Raw genomic sequence first — 13,671 nt, 5'->3', positions numbered from 1 at the left:
TCCGTTTTCGCAGAAAACGGCTCCGACCCCAAGGCCTCACGGCTTGGCAACAACCCCCACGTCATCGATGTCCTGGTGCAGGATGCGCCGCACTTCCAGCACCGCCTGCGGTGTTTCCTGCACGCTGTGGCCGGAAATGATCACCTTTTCCGACAGCGCGCCCGGCAGGTGCGCGCTCCAGTACGGCACCAGGCCATCATCGGACTGCTGCAACGGCAGTTCCGGTTTGCGCTGGGCAATGATCGAGTGGTACTTCAGCCCCGCCTCGATCGGCAGGTGCGCGGCGGCCTTCACGAACGGGTCGCTGGCCTTCAGGTTGTCGATGCTGTTGGGAATCTTCGGTTTGGCGGTGCCATCAACCTGCTGCTCGGCCTGCGCGAGGGCCAGGAACACGTCTTCGAACTTGCCCAGGATGGTCAGCGGCAGCCGCACCAGCCGGCCGATCAGCCGCCCCAGCTTGTTGCCGGCAATATCGGTACCTTGGTGGGGGGCGGCAATGAAGATCGCGCGCTCGACATTGGGCTGCGCCTTGAAGTGCAGCAGCGGGCCCAGCTTGGCCTGCACGCGCTTGAGGCGTTCGCCCTTCAGTTCATAGCTGGCCAGCAGGTCGTCCCACAGCACTTCACCGGAATCGCTGACCAGCAGCCGCGCCAGCACGCCGCCCATGCTGTGGCCGATGTAGACCATGTCCTTCGACGCCGGCGCGCTGCCCTGCGGGTCGAAATGCTTCAACGTCTGGTTGAATGCGGTGGCGATCTCGTAGCGGTTCAGTGCGATCGGTGCATTGGTCGGGTAGTAGACCTGCCACACCTGGAACTGGCTGCGCAGCTCGGGGTCGCCCATGATCTCGTTGGCCAGGTTCACCCAGGCTTCCGGGCTGCTGGCCAGGCCGTGCAGCATGAAGATGATGCGGCGGTTCGGGTCCCACGGCTGCATCAGGTAGATGTGCGGTTCGCCGATGCCTTCGCTCAGGCCGAACAGCGTGCGCAGCGACTGCGTAGCAAAGCCGCTCTGCGCCAGCCACAGGCCATAGGCAGCGGTGAAGTTGCCGGCCAGCGGCACGCTTTCGCCGTGCAGGGTGATGCGTTCGGTGGCTTCCGGCGAATAGGCATCCAGCTCCACCCGCCGCGTGCGCATCACATCGTCCAGCGTTTCACCCTGGAAGCGCAGCAGCGCGGTCACGTTGATCGCCGACATTTCACTGAACACCGGCACGTCGGCATCGCGCCCACGGCGGGGCATCGATGCTCCAGCGCCGCTGTCGCTGCCCTGCACCTGCGGACCGTCGCCGGCGATCACCGGCGCCACCAGCTTCGGCGGGTCCATCACCATCACCAGTTCGGCACCGAAGCCATCACGGCGGTAGGTGCTGCGCAGGCCGACGAAGCTGACCGAGCCGGCCGGCACCAGCTGCGCGGGAATGCTCTTCAACTGCAACTGCCCGTAGTTCGAGGCCAGCGTCCAACTGCCGGCCGACAGCGGCTGGGTGTAGTCCTCGCCGGCCAGCGCCGCCGCGCGCGCACGGGTGAACAGCACCACTGCCGCTTTCTCGGCGGCGTAGTTGTAGTAATCGCGCACCTGGGTCTGGCGATCCTCGAACGCGCGATCCGACGGCGAGCGACCGCTGTGGAACAGATAGGCATAGCCGTAGCGCGCCGCTTCCAGCCAGGCATCCAGCGCGGCATCGCTCATCGGCGGTTCGCCCTGCACGTGCTTCTTCGGGGTCAGCGCCAGCGCCGCCTTCACCCACAGCTCGGACAAGGTGGACAGCCGCTGCTCGACGTTCAGATCGTCGGTCATCAGCAAGGTGCTGCGGCAGACCAGGAAGTCCTTTTCGCACTGCGCTTCATCCAGACCGGCCGCACTCAGCGTTTCGCGGGAAGCCGGGCTCAGCTTGCCAGTGTTCAGTACATCCGAGCGCTTGTTCACCAGCGAGTCGCTGGACGCGACCTGCTTCACCGTCACCATCGCGCAGCCACTGCTGCCCAGCAGCAGGAAGGTGGCCAGCACGGCCGGCAGCAGGCGGCCCGCGCCCATCAACGCGCGCAGGCTCATGGCTGTTCGTCCTGGCCGGTTCCCGGCACGCCCTGGCGGATCACGCGGGAAAAGTCCTGCCCCGGCGCCATCTGCAGCGCACGCTGGGTGATGCGTCCCTTCGCGTGCAGTTCGTTGAAGGGCACGCCCGGGGTCAACGCGCCTACCTGCTGCGCGTATTCGGCCAGGTAGCCCGACAACAACAGGCGGTAGTCCAGCGGCAGACCCGGTGCGATATGCCGCGCCAGGTCGAACACGATGGTGGTGCAGTTGCTGGTCAGGGTGTTGTAGAAGGCGGGCTTCTCATCCAGCTTGCGCGCCTCGTCCAGATAGGCGGCAAACAGGGTTTTCAGCTGTGCGCGGTCCATGCCGTGCAGCCGGTACAGGTACACATCCTCGCCGCGCGCATTGGTGCGGGTGCGCAGGATGTCGGTTTCCTCCGACGCCACCAGGGTCATTTCGAAGCGGCGGAAGAAACCGCCGATGGCCGAAAATGCCTCGCCGCGTTCCTTGCGGATTTCCAGCGAAAACACCAGGTAGCGCCCATCGTCGAAGCCGAACGAGACCAGCGTGTGGGCGATGGCCGGGCCCATCCAGTACGACAGCACCAGATCGGCCGAACGCAGCTGGTCCAGATCGTAGCGGCGCTGCACCCAGCGCGCGTCGTAGTCGGTTTCGCTGCGCCAGGTGAAGTCGCGCACGTTGTCCAGCACCACATGGCGGCCGTCGAAGGAGGCCACGTGCAGGCGCTGGGCCACATCATCGGCCCAGTCGCGGTCCTGGCGCGGGGTCAGCAGCAGCCAGCCCAGCCCGGCCAGACCCAGGCAGGCGGTCACCGCGGCTGTCCAGCGGCGCGGGCTGCGGCCCCGTGCCACCCGCCAGGCGGTGAAGCCGGCCAGCGCCAGCCACAGCACGGCCACGGCCGCCGACAGCCAGCCCGGCCCGGGCAACTGGTAGGCCAGCAGGCCGGCCACCCACAGCGCCAGCAGCGCCATGGCACATCCTGTCATCCAACGTCCTGCGGCTCTCACGGGCATCCTGTCGCTTGCGGGGGCGGCCTAGTTAGCCACAAGCGACCTGACCCTGGCATCTACAACGCGTTCAGCAAGCGCATACTGGCGGCCTGACCACAGTGCAGGGAGCATGCATGGGCATCACATCGGTCGCCGGGGTTCCGGTGCAGGCGCAGCACCGCGCCACCTGCCATTGCGGCACGGTCGAGCTGCAGCTGGACCTGCCCGAGGGCATCGTCGATCCACGCCGCTGCGACTGCTCCATGTGCCGGCGCCGCGGCGCCATCGTGGCCAGCGTGACCCGGCAGGGCCTGCAGGTGCTGCGCGGGCACGCCCACCTGCGCCTGTACCAGTTCAACACCCACGTGGCCGAGCACTACTTCTGTGGCCTGTGTGGCATCTACACCCACCACCGGCGCCGTTCCAACCCGGACCAGTTCGGCTACAACGTGGCCTGCCTGGAGGGCATCGATCCCTTCGCGTTGGGGTTGATTCCGACAAACGATGGCGTGAACCATCCGGCCGACCGGACCTCCGACACCGACGCTCAGTGACGGCTTCGGCGCGCTGGCGGGCCGATCTTCTGCCATGGCGCCATGCCACTGCGCCCTGCCCGTGCGGGACGCTTGAGCCAGGGCCGACGGGGCGGCAAGGGCGGATCAACCGCCATCGGCGTCGGCAGCGGTCGGCGGCTGGGCCAGAGATGATCAAGCAGCCACATGGCAGGTCTCCGTGGGGGACGGGGACGATCAACCCTAGACCCATTGCGGCATAGGCCGCGTGAGTTCCTGGCGACGCGACGATGACAGCGCCAACCGTTCCGCGCTCGATAGACTGTGCGGCCGTAGCAATCACACTTAGGCGCATGGCGATCAAACACCCGGACGTACTGAAGCTTCTTGCCGCGGCCAACCTGGTCGAAGCGATCGACAGCGACGTAAAGCGCTGCGCGCACTGGGCACGGCTGGGGCCGCAGGCGGCTGAGCGCGCGCAGGCGCAGATCGGCGCCGAGGTGATCGACACCGTGCTGCTGCGCTGGAACTGCATCCTGCACGCCGCCCCTGCCGAGGTTGCGCCGCTGTACGTGCACACGACTGCGCTGGCACTGGCCGTGTGCCTGCACCGGCAGGGCTTCGCCGATACGCGGCTGACCGGCGATGCGATCACGGCCATCGCGGCCCTGAATGCGGCGGTGGCCTTGAACGACACCTTCCACCGTCGCAGCGCTGAGATTGAAGCGTTGCTGCGCAGCGCGCCGTTGATGCCGGCACGGCGCCCGTCGGTGCCGAAGGCGAACACCGCCTGGCGCGCTGGCGATGTCGTGGGCATGCAGGTGGCCGGACACCACCACGCCTTCTACGTGCTGAAGATCAACGGCGATGCGCCCATCGTGGAGTTCTACGACATTGCACAGGACACGCCGCTGGCATGGGAACAGCTGCAGGGCGTCGTCGCCCGCGGTGAACGCCTGAACGACGGCCGCGACTACGTGGACCGCCACGCCTTGTACGGTCTGCAGCAGCAACCCGACCCGGCCCACCAGTTCCGCCTGCTGGCCAGCGGCGTTGAACACGGGCCGGACAACGCCCATCTGGCACGACACGATGGCCTGTATGCCGTCAGTGACATCTTCCGCATGGCACGCGAGCTGCTGCCCTAGTGCCGTAGATGCACCGCCCGCCGCCACTCCCCAGGCGCGCTGCGCACTGCCCCCGAGCAGGCGCAACCGACACGTCCGCGACGAGGTGCGGACGGGCGGCGGGCGATGCGGGTTGGCGTACCGGACAACTCTGGACTGACCGGCGGACCGTCATGATCCCCACACATCGCCCACCACAGACAGTGCTTCGCAGCAGCCAGGCACGCCGTCCGTGACGTGCGCCGGTGCTGCGCCAGAGTTGATTGTGGGACGCCAATCCCAACCGATCCCACGGAACCGGCACGCACAGACTTGCCTGCCCGGCGCTGACTGTATGTAGGAAAGTGCCGCTGCAACAGCGGGGGTTTTTCCAGCGGCTGCTCAGGCGATGTCGTGACCCTGCAGAATCAGCGCTTCGCGCTTGCCGGCCGCCGTGGCTGAAGGCAATCACACGCGCGGATTCGGGCCGCGCGCGACACCGTCCCCACGCGCATCGAGTCGATCACGCCAGATGTTCCGCATCCGCCATGTCCAGGAACTGCTGCAACACCGGTGCGGGCAGTTCCGGGCGCGTGCACAGCTGCAGTTCGAAACGCGCCGCGCGTCCTTCGATCACCCGATAGACGATTTCATCAGGACGGAAGCCGGCCATGCTGGCCGGCACGATGGCCACGCCCGCTTCCACCGCCACCAGCGACAGCACCGCGTGCATGCCATGTGCCTCCTGTACCACTCGCGGGGTGAAGCCCGCGGCCGTGCACAGGCCCAGCACCTGCGCGTGGAAGCCAACGCCTTCGGCCGAGGGCCAGGACACGAACGCTTCGTCGGCCAACGCGGCCACGCTCAGTGCCGGTTGCGCGACCAGGCGATGCCCGCGCGGCAAGGCAATGGCCAAGCAGTCGACGTCGAACGGCTGCAGGCGCAGCTCGGCCGAGATGATCGGCGGAATCAGCACGCCGACATCCACGTTGCATTCGCGCAACCCATGCTGCTGCTGCCGCGAGGTCGCTTCCTGCAGGTGCAAGCGCACCTGCGGGAAGGCCTGGCGGAAGCGCCGGATCAAGCTGGGCAGGCGCCCATACAGGGCGCTGCCCACGTAGCCCACGCGCAGGCTGCCGATCTGCCCGGCCGCCGCTTCGCGCGTGCGTTGCACCGCCTGGTCGGCCTGCAGCAGGGTCGCCCGCGCTTCAACCAGCAGCGTCCTGCCGGCCGTGGTCAGCCCCAGCGTGCGATTGCCGCGCACGATCAGCTCGGCGCCGAGCTCTTCTTCCAGGCGTCGCACGGCGGCCGTCAGCGGTGGCTGCGACATGTGCAGGCGGGCAGCGGCCCGGTGGAAATGCAGTTCCTCGGCCACCGCCACGAACTGGCGGAGCAGACGCAGGTCGATCATGGCTGGGCCGATTCAAGAGACCCGCCTAGGGTACGCGCTCAGCCGCGCGCGTCGACACTGGGCCGTGCGATCGCCGGCCACTGCAGGGCCACCGACTCGATGCTGTCGGCCTGCACCGCGCGCAGATCGTGCGGATACGCGACATGCTCGGCTTCCTGCAGCCGCAGCGCATGGAACTGGCCATTGCTGGCGCGCAGGATCCAGCCGCCCTGCCGGCAGCGCGTGGACGCCAGGAACGCGACACCGGTGGCGACGGCGGCAGGATGCAGTTCGTCGGGTTCGCCTTCGATGCCCCACATGCGCGTCTTGGCCACCGGCGAAACCGCGTTGACCACGATGCCGTGCTCGGCCCCCTCCAGCGCCAGCACGTTCACCAGCCCCTGCGCGGCCAGCTTGGCCATGGCATAGGCCGACAGCCCGCGCTGCGCGTACTGCGGGTACAGCGCGCGGTCGGAAGTGGTGATCACGATGCGGCCGCCACCGGCCTCGCGCATGGCAGGCCATGCGGCCTGTGCCAGCCACAGCGGTGTCTTGGCGGCCACGCACAGCATCTGCTCCAGCGCGGCATCGTCGATGCTTTCCACGCCCTGGTAGGCCACCCAGCCGGCGTTGTGGATCAGGAAGTCCAGGCGGCCATGGCGCTGCAGGATGTCGCGCACCAGCGCATGGCAGCTCTCACGCTGGTCGATCGCACCGCTGGCCGCTTCCACGGCCAGGCCTTGCGCCTGCAGCGCCTGCACGCACTGGCCGATGCGCTGCGGGTCGCTGCCGGTGCCATCCAGGCCCGCACCGATGTCGTGCATCACAACGTGGGCGCCGCGCTCGGCCAGCAGGCGGCTATAGGCCAGGCCCAGGCCACCGGCCGCGCCGGTCACCAGTCCAACCTGGCCCGCAAAGGAAACAAGGGAAATCGGCTTCATCCGCCCAGCATCGCGGTGCGGGCCCTCGGGCCGCCAATACCGTTGGACCGCCTGCACGATACACGCGGCGTATCGCGCGGCCCTACCAGTGCCGGACATCGCGCGCCCGAATGCACACAATTGCACGATGATGCACGATCATGCACACTTCACTCCATGACAGCCACTCTCCCCGCCCAGCGCACCCAGCTGATCCTGGACGAACTGCGCCAGCAGGGCCGCGTGGTGGCCGCCGACCTGGCGCGCCGCTATGCCGTGTCCGAAGACTCGATCCGCCGCGACCTGCGCGAACTGGCGGCGCAGGGACTGTGCCAGCGTGTGTACGGCGGCGCCGTGCTGCCGGCCCCGAAGCCGGCGCCGCTGCGCGAACGGCTGACCCAGGACCGCGGCGACAAGGCCGAACTGGCCGCACGCGTGGTGGCCCTGCTGCAGCCCGGCCAGGTGCTGCTGATCGATGCCGGTTCGACCAACCAGGCCATTGCCCAGCAGCTGCCGGGTGCGCTGGCGCTGACGGTCATCACCAATGCGCCGCAGATCGCCACGGCGGCGGCGTGGCAGGCCGGCACCCGCGTGCACCTGATCGGCGGCCGCCTGGCCGACGGCGGCGGTGCGGTGGGCGCCGAGGCGCTGGCCCAGGTGCAGCGGCTGCGCGCCGATGTGTACCTGCCCGGCGCCTGTGCGGTCGATGCCGATACCGGCGTGTGGGCGATGGATGGCGAGGAAGCCACGTTGAAGCGCGCGATGCTGGCCTGCGCCAGCCGGGTGATCGTGGCCGCGACCACCGAAAAGCTGGGCGCGCGTGGCGTGTGGCAGGTGGCTGCGCTGGATGAGATCGACGATCTGGTGTTGACCACCTCCGCCCCGGTCGCGCTGGCCGAACGCTTCCGTGCCGCCGGCATCGCCGTGCATCCCACGCATTCCTGATCCCCTTGCCCGGTTCTTCCATGACGCCCGTTTCCTCGCCCCGCGCGCAGCAGCACGCCACCCGTGCTGCGTTCTTCATTCCTGGTTTCGCCACCGCCATCTGGGCCACCCTGGTGCCCTTTGCCAAGGCCCGCAGCGGGGTGGACGACGCCACCCTTGGTCTGATCCTGCTCGGCCTGGGTGCCGGTTCGCTGCTGGCCATGCCGCTGGCCGGCGTGCTGGCGGCACGGCTGGGCTGCCGCACGGTGATGATCGCCACCAGCGCGCTGATCTGCCTGTCCCTGCCGTGGCTGGCGGTGGCCTCCTCGCCGTGGGCGCTGGGCGCGATCCTGTTCGTGTTCGGTGCCGGCGTGGGTGCCATGGACTGCACCATGAACGTGCAGGCCGTGGTGGTGGAACGCGAATCGGGGCGCGCGATGATGTCCGGCTTCCACGCCTTCTACAGCATCGGCGGCTTCGTTGGTGCGGCCAGCACGCTGCTGCTGGGGGCCTGGCTGCCGCTGCTGCCGGCGGTGCTGGTGGGCTGCGCGGTGATGGTGCTGATTGCCCTGCCCGCCCTGCGCCGCTGGCGCAGCGAACGGGTCGCGCATGAGGGCCCCTTCCTGGCCTGGCCGCGCGGCATCGTGCTGTTCATCAGCGTGCTGGCGTTCGTGGCCTTCCTGGCCGAAGGCACCATGCTGGACTGGAGCGCGCTGCTGCTGACCGATGTGCGCGGCGTGGCACCGACGCTGGCTGGCCTGGGCTATGCGGCCTTCGCCCTGAGCATGACCGTGGCGCGCCTGTTCGGTGACCGCGTGGTGGACCACCTGGGGCGGCACCGCGCCATCGTGCTGGGCGGCCTGCTGGGCGCGGCGGGCGTGCTGGTGCTCACCCTGGTCACGCCGTGGCAGGCCTCGCTGGTCGGCTACGTGATGCTGGGCCTGGGCTGCGCCAACGTGGTGCCGGCGCTGTTCTCGCTGGCCGGCAACCAGACCCGCATGCCCGAGGGCGTGGCGATCACCGCGGTCACCACGCTGGGTTATGCCGGCGTGCTGGCCGGGCCGGTGCTGATCGGCTTCGCCGCCCACCATGTGGGGCTGGTGGGCGCCTTCATCGGCGTGGCGGTGGCCTTCCTGGGCGTGGCGGTGTCGCCGCGCTGGCTGAAGGCCTGACCCTCATTCGGCGCGGGTGGCCAGCAGGCCATTGGCGCCGGCCCACTGGTTGATGTCGTCGCGGCGGATGGCCGCGGCCATCAGACCAGGGAACGCATCGGGCGTGCAGGCGAACGACGGCACGCCCAGCGCCGCCAGCTTGGCCGCCAGTTGCTGGTCGTAGGACGGACGGCCTTCATCGCTCAGTGCCAGCAGCACGATGAACTGCACGCCCGATTCGACCAGTTCGCGTGCGCGCGCCAGCAGTTTGTCTTCAACGCCGCCTTCGTACAGATCGGAAATCAGTACCAGGATGGCGCTGTGCGGTTCGCGGATCAGGCCCTGGCAGTAGCTCACCGCACGGTGGATGTCGGTCCCCCCGCCCAGCTGCACGCCGAACAGGATGTCCACCGGATCATCCAGCTGCTCGCTCATGTCCACCACTTCGGTGTCGAACACCACCAGCCGGGTGGATACCGATGGCAGCGATGCCATCACCGCACCGAAGATGCTGGAATACACCACCGAGGCGGCCATCGAGCCGCTCTGGTCGATGCACAGCAGCACTTCGCGCTGCGGCTTGCGCGCCTTGCGGCCATAGCCCACCAGTTCCTGCGGCACCACCGTGCGCAGTTCCGGCTGCCAATGCCGCAGGTTGCTGCGGATGGTGCGGTGCCAGTCGATCTCGGCCAGGCGCGGGCGCCGGTTGCGGCGTGCACGGTCCAGCGCCCCGCTGACTGCCGTGCGCATCGGCTCTTCCAGCCGCGCCAGCAGATCGTCCACCACCGCGCGCACCACCATGCGCGCCGTTTCCTTGGTCTGCGCCGGAATGACCCGGCTCAGGCCAATCAGGTTGGCGACCATGTGCACGTCCGGCTGCACCTGTTCCAGCATTTCCTTTTCCAGCAGCATCTGGGTCAGGTTCAACCGCTGCAGCGCGTCGCGCTGCATCACCTGCACCACCGACGACGGGAAGTAGCGGCGGATATCGCCCAGCCAGCGCGCCACGTTGGGCGCCGAACCACCGCGGCCACCGCGCCGGGACAGGCCACCCTGGCCATCCGGTTCGTACAGCGCGGCCAGTGCCTGGTCGATGCCCTGCAATGCCTTGGGCAGTTCGCCGCAGCTGGCGTCGGCCTGCTCGCCCAGGATCAACCGCCAGCGCTGTTCGCGCGAAGTGGTAGCCGGCAGCGTTTCGTCTCGTTCAAGGCTCATGCGGGCACTCCCAGCAGTTCACGCAGCATCGGCAGCGCGCGTTCGGCGCGTGCCCGGTTCCAGTCCGGTGCCGCAGCGGTGGTCGCCACCGGCGCGCCCGGCGCCTGCTTCACACGCGTCCCAAGGTCGCGACGATCGGCTGCTTCGAACGCCGAGAACGTGCGCCGCACCAGCGGCAACACGCGCACCAGCGCGTCCTCGTCCAGCGCTACCACCCAGGCATCGATCATCTGCCACACCGCCTCATCGTGCAGCAGCACGGTGGCGTTGCGGTTGAGGAAACCATCGAGCCATTGCGCGGCCTCCAGCGGCGTGGCGCCTGCCGAAAGCTGCAGCTGCAGCTGCGCGTGCACGGCGCCCGCATCCAGCGTGCCGCTGTCGAACAACAGGCGCAGGCTGACGCCGCGCAGCAGCGCGCTGCTGGCCGGTGACAGGGCCACCCGCTGCAGCGCCTGCCGCCAGTGCCCGCTGCGCTCGGCATCGTTGCGCAGCGCCACGGCACGATCGGCCGCCAGCAGCACCTCGCGGGCGTGCTCGGCGTGCGCTTCGTCCAGCGCGCTGACCGCTATCAGCAGACCCACGCCGGCGCGTTCCAGCATGCTGTCGAACAGGTGTGCCACCTGCACGCCTTCGGTCTGCCGCACGTTGCCGTAGCGATGGATGTTGGCCAGCGGCGGCAAGGCGGCCAGCAGCGCCAACGGATCGGCCGCCGTGGCCGCGCGCGCCTCCAGTTCCGCGGCGATGGCCTGCACCGCGTGCGGCAGATCGGCCAGCAGCACGCGGTCCACCAGCGCGGATACCTCGGCCAGGCCATCGGCGCGGCGCGCCTTGCCGATGGCGTGGTTACCGGCCGCATCCACCAGCGTCTGTCCGTGGCGGCTGGCTTCCACCACCGCCACCGCGAAGTGCGGCTGCCACGCCAGCTGCCAGATTTCATGGAAGGTGCCGCGCGCCGAATGGCCGGTGCGCGCCAGCCGCCCCCACTCGATGCCCAGCAGGCCCAGCCGGTGCAGCAGATGGCTGCGGGCCAGATCGTTGTCCTTGCGCAGGTCCAGATCGAGGGTCTTTTCCAGCGCCTCCGGCTTCAGCCGCAGGCGCTTCTGCTGCGCTTCCAGATCGCGCTGCAGCGGCACCACCGGCACGCTGTCGGGCACCTGGCCCAGCACGTCGCCCACCAGCAGGTGCTCGGCGATCAGGCGCATCGGCGCGTCGTCGCCGTTGCAGATGACGCTGCGGCTGGCATCGGCAATGTCTTCAAGCCCGGGCGCCGGGCGACCGCGCAGCGCGGCCAGGGTATCGGCCAGGCGGGTCGCTTCGATCAGGTGTGCAGAGGAACAGTCCAGCCCGTGCTCGCGCAGCAGGCGGCCAACGCGCGCATACCAGCCCACCGCACGCTGGCCATGCACGCCGGCGTTGCGCCACAGATGGTCGTACCAGCCCGGCGCGTCCACACCGGCGCCGTAACCGCTGCCCGTGCTCAGGTGGCGGTAGGTCCAGGGCACCCAGGTGCTCTGCGTGCGGCGCCGCGGCAGCCCCTTCAGCAGTCGGTTGTCGGCCGCGGCGGTGTTCGCGCGCAGCGCCTGCGGCTGCAGGGCCGGCACATGCCAGGCACCGCAGACCACGGCAACGCGCTGGAACTCCTTGCTGGCACTGCGCAGCGCGCTGCGCATGTGCGCCTCGCGCACGGCTTCCTGTTCGGCACGCTGGCCGGGATAGGCCGGCGTATGTTCGCGCACGGCGGTCATCGCCTCGGCAATGGCTTCAAACAGGCCCTGCCCGTCGCCGCGCTCTTCCACCATGTAGTTCCACCAGGCCTCGCCGTCGGCGTGACCGGCCGCCTGCGCCAGCCAGTCCAGCGGATCGGCCGGGCGCTGCAGCGGTGTGGCCGCGTGGGTCGGGTCCGGCGCGGCCGTGCCGGCGTCGTCCAGGTCTTCAGGCTCATCTGGCTGCGGTTCGGCCGGCGGCTGCGCGCGCCATTCCAGCGACAGCGCCGCCGGCACATCCATGAAGCGCACGGCCACGCCGTTGCGCAGCGCCCACTGCAGGGCCTGCCATTCCGGCGAATACAGCGCGTAGGGGTGGAACACCGCCAGTTGCGGATCGTCCACGCTGTAGGACAGCAGCGCCACCGGCGGCTGCATGTCGGCGTCCAGCACGTGCGGCAGCAGGTCTTCGCAGCCGGCTGGGCCTTCAATCAGCACGCACTCCGGCTGCAATGCCTGCAGCGCGGCCAGCAGGCTGCGTGCGCAGCCCGGGCCGTGGTGGCGGATGCCGAACAGGGAAATCCCTTCACTCATCGGCGTGGGCCTGCTCAGGCGTGTTCGCGGAAGGCGCGGTACAGATCCTTCCAGTCATCGCGTTCCTTCACCACCGTTTCCAGGTACTCCTTCCACACCAGGGCGTCCTGCACCGGATCCTTCACGATGGCGCCGATCATGCCGGCGGCCATGTCGGCCGGGCGCAGCACGCCATCACCGAAGTGCCCGGCCAGCGCCATGCCGTTGTTGATGACCGAGATTGCTTCGGCGGTGGACAGGGTGGCAGTGGGGCTCTTCAGCTTGGCCTTGCCATCTTCGGTAATGCCGTTGCGCAGCTCGCGGAAGATGCGCACCACGCGCGCCACTTCCTGCAGCGCCGGCGGCTCGGCCGGCAGGTCCAGCGCGCTGCCCATCTCTGCCACGCGCTTGAGCACGATCGCCACTTCGTCCTGCTCGCTGGACGGCACCGGCAGGATGACGGTGTTGAAGCGGCGCTTCAGCGCGCTGGAAAGCTCGTTCACACCCTTGTCGCGGTTGTTGGCGGTAGCGATCACGCTGAAACCGCGCACGGCCTGCACCTCGCTGCCCAGTTCGGGCACCGGCAGGGTCTTTTCCGAAAGCACGGTGATCAGTGCGTCCTGCACATCGGCGGGAATGCGGGTGAGTTCTTCGATGCGCGCGATCTTGCCCAGACGCATGGCATTCATCAGCGGGCTGGGCACCAGTGCCTTTTCGCTGGGGCCGTTGGCCAGCAGCTGCGCGTAGTTCCAGCCGTAGCGGATCTGCTCTTCGCTGGTACCGGCCGTGCCCTGCACCAGCAGGGTGGAATCGCCGCTGATGGCCGCGGTCATGTGTTCGGACACCCACGACTTGGCGGTGCCCGGCACGCCGAACAGCAGCAGCGCGCGATCGGTGGCGATGGTGGCCACTGCGATTTCCATCAGGCGACGGTCGCCGATGTACTTGGGGCTGACCACGAAACCATTGTCCAGCGTGCCGCCGACCAGATAGGTCACCACCGCCCACGGCGACAGCATCCAGTTGGCCGGGCGCTGGCGGTTGTCCTGCCGGCGCAGTTCCTCCAGTTCGTGGGCATATTGGTGTTCAGCGTGCTGGCGCAGGACGGTCGTGCTCATGGTGGCTCCAGT

11 protein-coding genes are annotated in these 13,671 nt (G+C 68.9%); 4 read left to right on the top strand and 7 right to left on the bottom strand.

What is annotated here, in order from left to right; all coding sequences use genetic code 11:
* Window positions 1-36 precede the first annotated feature (36 nt).
* Together C1933_RS04840 and C1933_RS04835 are read right to left on the bottom strand one after the other, a co-directional pair.
* On the bottom strand, window positions 37-2,055 hold the full coding sequence (locus C1933_RS04840; protein ID WP_108752360.1) for a hypothetical protein: 2,019 nt from the start codon (window positions 2,053-2,055) through the stop codon (window positions 37-39).
* Entirely contained in the window at window positions 2,052-3,029 is a 978-nt protein-coding gene (locus C1933_RS04835; protein ID WP_108752359.1) for a DUF4105 domain-containing protein, read from the bottom strand. The genes C1933_RS04840 and C1933_RS04835 overlap by 4 nt, the downstream gene beginning before the upstream one ends.
* 152 nt (window positions 3,030-3,181) lie before the next feature.
* Between C1933_RS04835 and C1933_RS04830 the strand changes: the two genes are divergently transcribed.
* Complete coding sequence (locus C1933_RS04830; RefSeq protein WP_108752358.1) at window positions 3,182-3,601, top strand: GFA family protein; 420 nt, start codon at window positions 3,182-3,184, stop codon at window positions 3,599-3,601.
* Between the two features lie 311 nt (window positions 3,602-3,912).
* On the top strand, window positions 3,913-4,707 hold the full coding sequence (locus C1933_RS04825; protein WP_108752357.1) for a hypothetical protein: 795 nt from the start codon (window positions 3,913-3,915) through the stop codon (window positions 4,705-4,707).
* A gap of 481 nt (window positions 4,708-5,188) precedes the next feature.
* Here the strand turns inward: C1933_RS04825 and C1933_RS04820 are convergent, their stop codons facing one another.
* Both C1933_RS04820 and C1933_RS04815 read right to left on the bottom strand, forming a co-directional pair.
* On the bottom strand, window positions 5,189-6,076 hold the full coding sequence (locus tag C1933_RS04820) for a LysR family transcriptional regulator (RefSeq protein WP_108752356.1): 888 nt from the start codon (window positions 6,074-6,076) through the stop codon (window positions 5,189-5,191).
* Between the two features lie 38 nt (window positions 6,077-6,114).
* On the bottom strand, window positions 6,115-6,996 hold the full coding sequence (locus tag C1933_RS04815) for an SDR family oxidoreductase (RefSeq protein ID WP_108752355.1): 882 nt from the start codon (window positions 6,994-6,996) through the stop codon (window positions 6,115-6,117).
* Between the two features lie 156 nt (window positions 6,997-7,152).
* Between C1933_RS04815 and C1933_RS04810 the strand changes: the two genes are divergently transcribed.
* Together C1933_RS04810 and C1933_RS04805 are read left to right on the top strand one after the other, a co-directional pair.
* Window positions 7,153-7,920: a DeoR/GlpR family DNA-binding transcription regulator gene (locus C1933_RS04810; RefSeq protein WP_108752354.1), complete on the top strand. Its 768-nt coding sequence runs from the start codon at window positions 7,153-7,155 to the stop codon at window positions 7,918-7,920.
* Between the two features lie 20 nt (window positions 7,921-7,940).
* On the top strand, window positions 7,941-9,071 hold the full coding sequence (locus C1933_RS04805) for an MFS transporter (RefSeq protein ID WP_108752353.1): 1,131 nt from the start codon (window positions 7,941-7,943) through the stop codon (window positions 9,069-9,071).
* 3 nt (window positions 9,072-9,074) lie between these two features.
* Here C1933_RS04805 and C1933_RS04800 read toward each other — a convergent pair whose 3' ends face one another.
* The 3 genes from C1933_RS04800 to C1933_RS04790 are packed head-to-tail and all read right to left on the bottom strand — an operon-like array spanning window position 9,075 to window position 13,659.
* Window positions 9,075-10,265: a VWA domain-containing protein gene (locus C1933_RS04800; protein ID WP_108752352.1), complete on the bottom strand. Its 1,191-nt coding sequence runs from the start codon at window positions 10,263-10,265 to the stop codon at window positions 9,075-9,077.
* Complete coding sequence (locus C1933_RS04795; RefSeq protein ID WP_108752351.1) at window positions 10,262-12,562, bottom strand: DUF5682 family protein; 2,301 nt, start codon at window positions 12,560-12,562, stop codon at window positions 10,262-10,264. Before C1933_RS04795 ends, C1933_RS04800 begins: the two co-directional genes overlap by 4 nt.
* 14 nt (window positions 12,563-12,576) lie before the next feature.
* Window positions 12,577-13,659 carry an AAA family ATPase gene (locus C1933_RS04790; RefSeq protein WP_108752350.1) on the bottom strand — a complete coding sequence of 361 codons (1,083 nt, stop codon included), beginning with the start codon at window positions 13,657-13,659 and terminating at the stop codon, window positions 12,577-12,579.
* Window positions 13,660-13,671 lie beyond the last annotated feature (12 nt).

The sequence above is a fragment of the Stenotrophomonas sp. ZAC14D2_NAIMI4_6 genome, assembly GCF_003086875.1.
Classification (GTDB): Bacteria; Pseudomonadota; Gammaproteobacteria; order Xanthomonadales; family Xanthomonadaceae; genus Stenotrophomonas.
Note: the sequence above shows the minus strand (reverse complement) of the source record. Positions and strands in the feature narration are given on the sequence as shown.

Coding starts and splice junctions, on each gene's coding strand:
- C1933_RS04840 (WP_108752360.1), bottom strand. CDS start 2,055: ATGAGCCTGCGCGCGTTGATGGGCGCGGGCCGCCTGCTGCCGGCCGTG.
- C1933_RS04835 (WP_108752359.1), bottom strand. CDS start 3,029: ATGGCGCTGCTGGCGCTGTGGGTGGCCGGCCTGCTGGCCTACCAGTTG.
- C1933_RS04830 (WP_108752358.1), top strand. CDS start 3,182: ATGGGCATCACATCGGTCGCCGGGGTTCCGGTGCAGGCGCAGCACCGC.
- C1933_RS04825 (WP_108752357.1), top strand. CDS start 3,913: ATGGCGATCAAACACCCGGACGTACTGAAGCTTCTTGCCGCGGCCAAC.
- C1933_RS04820 (WP_108752356.1), bottom strand. CDS start 6,076: ATGATCGACCTGCGTCTGCTCCGCCAGTTCGTGGCGGTGGCCGAGGAA.
- C1933_RS04815 (WP_108752355.1), bottom strand. CDS start 6,996: ATGAAGCCGATTTCCCTTGTTTCCTTTGCGGGCCAGGTTGGACTGGTG.
- C1933_RS04810 (WP_108752354.1), top strand. CDS start 7,153: ATGACAGCCACTCTCCCCGCCCAGCGCACCCAGCTGATCCTGGACGAA.
- C1933_RS04805 (WP_108752353.1), top strand. CDS start 7,941: ATGACGCCCGTTTCCTCGCCCCGCGCGCAGCAGCACGCCACCCGTGCT.
- C1933_RS04800 (WP_108752352.1), bottom strand. CDS start 10,265: ATGAGCCTTGAACGAGACGAAACGCTGCCGGCTACCACTTCGCGCGAA.
- C1933_RS04795 (WP_108752351.1), bottom strand. CDS start 12,562: ATGAGTGAAGGGATTTCCCTGTTCGGCATCCGCCACCACGGCCCGGGC.
- C1933_RS04790 (WP_108752350.1), bottom strand. CDS start 13,659: ATGAGCACGACCGTCCTGCGCCAGCACGCTGAACACCAATATGCCCAC.